This window comes from Dyella sp. ASV21 (genome assembly GCF_016428975.1).
GTDB lineage: Bacteria > Pseudomonadota > Gammaproteobacteria > Xanthomonadales > Rhodanobacteraceae > Dyella.
The window spans coordinates 1-4,136 of the sequence record NZ_JAELTT010000133.1; the positions used below are offsets into that span (position 1 = coordinate 1).

7 protein-coding genes are annotated in these 4,136 nt (G+C 56.4%); all 7 read right to left on the reverse strand.

Annotated features, from left to right (window positions below):
* Positions 1-196: 196 nt before the first annotated feature.
* Positions 197-565: an ankyrin repeat domain-containing protein gene (locus tag JHD67_RS21055; RefSeq protein ID WP_199101100.1), complete on the reverse strand. Its 369-nt coding sequence runs from the start codon at positions 563-565 to the stop codon at positions 197-199.
* Positions 566-670: 105 nt separating this feature from the next.
* On the reverse strand, positions 671-1,144 hold the full coding sequence (locus JHD67_RS21060) for a hypothetical protein (RefSeq protein ID WP_199101101.1): 474 nt from the start codon (positions 1,142-1,144) through the stop codon (positions 671-673).
* A 64-nt stretch (positions 1,145-1,208) separates the two neighbouring features.
* The gene (locus tag JHD67_RS21065; protein WP_199101102.1) at positions 1,209-1,688 is read right to left on the reverse strand and encodes a hypothetical protein; all 480 of its coding nucleotides are present in this window, start codon (positions 1,686-1,688) and stop codon (positions 1,209-1,211) included.
* Between the two features lie 80 nt (positions 1,689-1,768).
* On the reverse strand, positions 1,769-2,188 hold the full coding sequence (locus JHD67_RS21070; protein ID WP_199101103.1) for a hypothetical protein: 420 nt from the start codon (positions 2,186-2,188) through the stop codon (positions 1,769-1,771).
* Between the two features lie 67 nt (positions 2,189-2,255).
* Positions 2,256-2,663: a hypothetical protein gene (locus JHD67_RS21075; RefSeq protein WP_199101104.1), complete on the reverse strand. Its 408-nt coding sequence runs from the start codon at positions 2,661-2,663 to the stop codon at positions 2,256-2,258.
* A gap of 90 nt (positions 2,664-2,753) precedes the next feature.
* The gene (locus JHD67_RS21080; protein ID WP_199101105.1) at positions 2,754-3,416 is read right to left on the reverse strand and encodes a hypothetical protein; all 663 of its coding nucleotides are present in this window, start codon (positions 3,414-3,416) and stop codon (positions 2,754-2,756) included.
* Positions 3,417-3,471: 55 nt separating this feature from the next.
* Positions 3,472-3,960 (reverse strand): DUF6882 domain-containing protein, encoded by a 489-nt coding sequence (locus JHD67_RS21085; protein ID WP_199101106.1) that lies wholly within the window; start codon positions 3,958-3,960, stop codon positions 3,472-3,474.
* Positions 3,961-4,136: the final 176 nt, after the last annotated feature.

Below are 4,136 nucleotides of genomic sequence, written 5' to 3' on the forward strand. Positions count from 1 at the left end.
CCCCCCCCCCCCCCCCCCCCCCCCCCCCCCCCCCCCCCCCCCCCCCCCCCCCCCCCCCCCCCCCCCCCCCCCCCCCCCCCCCCCCCCCCCCCCCCCCCCCCCCCCCCCCCCCCCCCCCCCCCCCCCCTTTTTTGAACGTTGTCGTCGGCAGCGTCAGATGTGTATAAGAGACAGTTCCATGGCCGCGCAAAACGTTTCAGCGGAGCAATATTGCAAGCTCCCCGCCGGCAGCCATAGCCCTTTCGCGAGGAGTGTCCCCGAACTCCGAGCGGATATCAGGATCTGCCCCAGCCTGCCGCAACGCTTCGGCGATGCGCGGCAAATCTTTGAGTACGGCGACATACAGTGGAGTTGCCCCCATGTCACCCACTGCATTTACAGGCGCACCCGCCTCAATCAGTGCCCTGACGCCATCAACATCATCCCGCCAAACCATTACATGCAACGGCGTGTCGCCGTCGCAATCGCAGCTATCCAGGGTGACTCTTCTGGCACCAAGTTCGGCCGGATAGATCACATCGGACGTTGACTGAAGGATTTCTTCAATGGTCCGTTTTTGCTCCATAACAGATCTCCTTATCAGCGTCCGCTATAGGTCGGAAGCGGAACTTTTGCACATTCGCGTCTGGGAACAGTCGCGACAAGTATCCAACGGGCCCACTACTTGGGCTCACTGGACTCGCTGGAAGTACTCTCGCGCGTTTAGATCGGGCACTAGAGGGTCGGTGCTCCCCATGTATACCCAGATCGTATCCGGGCCTACAAATTGAAACGTGGTGACATCTTCTTCCTTGCCGAAGGCGCGTTTTGCCGACCAGACGATCTCAGATTTGTTGCAGAAGAGAGTTTTGTAAGGCTTGCTTTCCTCAAAGCCAGTCAAATGCCTGAGTTGACCATCAACAGTGACATCCACGTCCGGCATTACTGTATGAAGTGCATTACTTGTGAACGTCATCGTCATATGACCCAGCATCGCACCGAGGAACGCCTCAGTCTTTGGCCGAAGAATCGCATTAGCTGCGATGAACTCCATTGATCTTTTGCTATCCGACTTCCAGGTCCCCAAGAGCGTGCGTTCGCAAGCACGGGCATGGCCGAGAGCCATGAGTGACAGAGCGAAGAGGAGCTGGCCGATCAGGCGCATGAAGGCATATCCGTATTTCCCCTAATTAGTATTTAGGTCCGCTCCGGGTCGGTAGCGGACCTTATCAATCGAGAGTCGCGCCAGTCACTTGATCGCGAAACTCCCGCCAGTGCTGATAACCGACCCCGAACAATTTGCTCAGATGCTCGCTGGATTCGCATACAACAGGGTTTGGTAATCCTTCCGTGGGCAGGTGCGTGGCTTGCGACATGTCGGTAAGTATCGCGACTGGGCTCGAAGCATCCCCTGTCCCCTGCGCGTTCAAGATGACCATGTCACCAGTTTTGGCAATGTCGAACACGAATTCGATAACGCTCTGCGAGAACCCCCGAACATGAAACGCGCACCCAGTGAAGCTCTCGTCACCCTCCAAGCCTTTGGCCGAGAACTCGACACTGGAGCCATCTGCAAAGTCCACTAGGTAGAAGCCGAACCTGTCAGCCGCGACCTGGCTATGCCGTCGAAGGGCAGCGAGAACGACCGTTCGGCTAACTTCTGCCGAGTCACCTGACACAAAGCGCTGCAGAAATAGGTCAAAGCTCATGTCTCGCCGCCTAAATAGTTCAAACGTCCGGTTTCAGAACTGTCCGAATCGGGTCGGAAGCAGACGTGCCAGATATCGTACTAGCCGTTCACCGCAGTGAAGACAGCCATTCGCTCAGGACTGGAAAGCACGTTGCGCATCCACGTGAACCCGTCCACATCCTCGTCGTCCATCGCAAAGAGGTTCCAATAGGGCGCCTCGGGCGAGTAAGTGACTGAGGAGATTAGGTCCGGCCCATCAAAGGCCGTGAAAGTGCGTAGCTCCTCCGCATCCTCCACGGAGACCAATAATCCGTTGTGAGCCGCTCGTAGCTCACCATCTAAAAAGAGCCATACCACCCCACGGTCCACGCCGAGGCCAAAGGTGCGCCCCTCCTTCTCAAAGAAGAAGCCGTTGGCCTTCCGCTCCTGAACACCTTCATCAGGAAGCCGTTCGATCGAGCCGCCGTTGTCGCCAACCGCGATGAGTTCCCAGAAGCGGTCCCTATTTCTGAGGATCATTCACATACCTCATTGCTGCCCGCAGTCACGGATGAGGTCCGCTTGGGTCGGAAGCGGACATATCGCCTTACGGCTTCTTTGCTTGCAATAGAGCCTGGACCTTGTCTGCGAGACCCGATGAAATCTCACTATGGACAAGTCGCGAGCTTTCCGAGGACTCACTCTCAGGCATCTCGACAGCCAATGACTCCATGAAGGCCTCTGTATCGGACCAACTGGACATGACGTGGCGGCTATCATCAAGATAGATCACACGCCCCGTCGATGAGGACAGGCAAATCACCTCATGCCAGTCCCCAAAGAACGGAATCAGGTCCTGGTCGACGCCCCAATCTCGACGTAGCGCCAGTCCAGACTGGATTTCATCGTAAGACCAGAAATGGCCATGCAGTCGCATCTGACCATTCGCTCCGATAACGCCAGACGCCCGGCGCGCTCGAGTTTGAACCGTCCGGAGGAAGTCGTCATGGCCCATGCTCATCCTGCCTCACCTCAGTCGATTTCGATCAAACGGCTAGGTCCGCTTCGGGTCGGTAGCGGACCTTATCCAATATCTTCGATTTATTTAGTGCCCGTGAGGAGCGGGCATCCCGCTGGCCTCGCACAAATCACGGGCCAGCTCGAAGAACGATTTGCCCCCAGATGTGAAGCCACCATGGTCATGCGCCGCGATTCTCGACCGTGCTATGTCAGCTGCTTGTGCTGTGTCACCAACCAAGAGGCTCGCAAGCAGCCTCTCCTTCCAAATATTGATGATGGCCTTAGGATGCCGTCGCATGAAGGACTCGTGCTCTTCTTCGAGAAGGGCCAAATATGTCTCTAGGGAAGTGACGGCACCAGCGATCTCCCCTGCCCGAATTGATGCCGTATCCATAGCCCTATCGAGACGATCAGCTAATACACCTGGCAGCCAGTCATGGTCTTGCTCCGCGCAGGAGAAGATCCCTTGGCCCGTTAAGACAAATGCACCATTAGCGTGCAGGCTGAAGGGCGCTTTCTCATTCGCCTCCATGTCAAGAACTCGCCAGAGGACGCGATCCAAGTCGAGCCATTTGAATCTAACCGAGCAGTGGAATGACCCGGTCTTTACGCCAGCGGAAGGCACGAAGCTGAAGAAGATCGGCCCGCTCGTCCAGTACACAACATTCGCAACTGACTTCCAGCCGCGCGCCTTTGCCCGCGATTTGCTGAGGTCACGTAGCTCACGATCCATCTCGGACTGCTTCACGATAACCAGCCTTTTGTCGTTAACCGGGATGCCTGCTATGGGTCGGAAGCGGACATCAAGAAATATCTGCCAAGACCCTTAAGTTGGCGATTGCTAGAAAGGTGTAAGGGCCGTCAGAGGAAGATGCCGGTGCGCGATAGCAGCCCAATGCCTCTAGCTCATGAACTGCCATGGCAGCCAATTCCCACGCCATCGCCTCACCGGAAATCGAGAATGTACCTTCGTTCCCGAATAGATCGAACCCGGTGAGGGCTTCGAGTCGCTTCAGAGGAAGCGCCTTCTCTCGGAGTTCGGGTAAAAAACTGGGATTACTCCAAGCCCACATCCAACTGCTGGACTTAGGCGAAAAGCTTCCAATTCCGACAACGTCCGCTTCAACAGCCAATCTGTCGTTGCCATCAAAGAACTGAAGCTTGGCGCCTTGCTGCTCGAACCACCAACGCTTCATCTCACCAAGGCCGTAGGTAGAGTTTAGCTCCGCCTGCTTCGACTCCAGTTCGTCGTTTACCTTCGCGAGGAAGGTATCAAATTCTTCGTCCTTCATATCCCCCCTAAATCGGTCCACCCCTGCCTGGCAGTTTAAGGTCTGCTTCGGGTTGCGGTTTCAGCCGGTCGTTGCAACAAATTGATGAAATCGTTCGGCCGGTGTTTCGAAGTTTAGAGTCTTTCGCGGCCTTCCGTTCAAACGCCTGGCCACGGCATTGAGTTGCCCTTGCGTAA

Excerpts from the sequence above, each read along its gene's own strand:
- JHD67_RS21055 (WP_199101100.1), bottom strand. The coding sequence starts at position 565 with ATGGAGCAAAAACGGACCATTGAAGAAATCCTTCAGTCAACGTCCGAT.
- JHD67_RS21060 (WP_199101101.1), bottom strand. The coding sequence starts at position 1,144 with ATGCGCCTGATCGGCCAGCTCCTCTTCGCTCTGTCACTCATGGCTCTC.
- JHD67_RS21065 (WP_199101102.1), bottom strand. The coding sequence starts at position 1,688 with ATGAGCTTTGACCTATTTCTGCAGCGCTTTGTGTCAGGTGACTCGGCA.
- JHD67_RS21070 (WP_199101103.1), bottom strand. The coding sequence starts at position 2,188 with ATGATCCTCAGAAATAGGGACCGCTTCTGGGAACTCATCGCGGTTGGC.
- JHD67_RS21075 (WP_199101104.1), bottom strand. The coding sequence starts at position 2,663 with ATGGGCCATGACGACTTCCTCCGGACGGTTCAAACTCGAGCGCGCCGG.
- JHD67_RS21085 (WP_199101106.1), bottom strand. The coding sequence starts at position 3,960 with ATGAAGGACGAAGAATTTGATACCTTCCTCGCGAAGGTAAACGACGAA.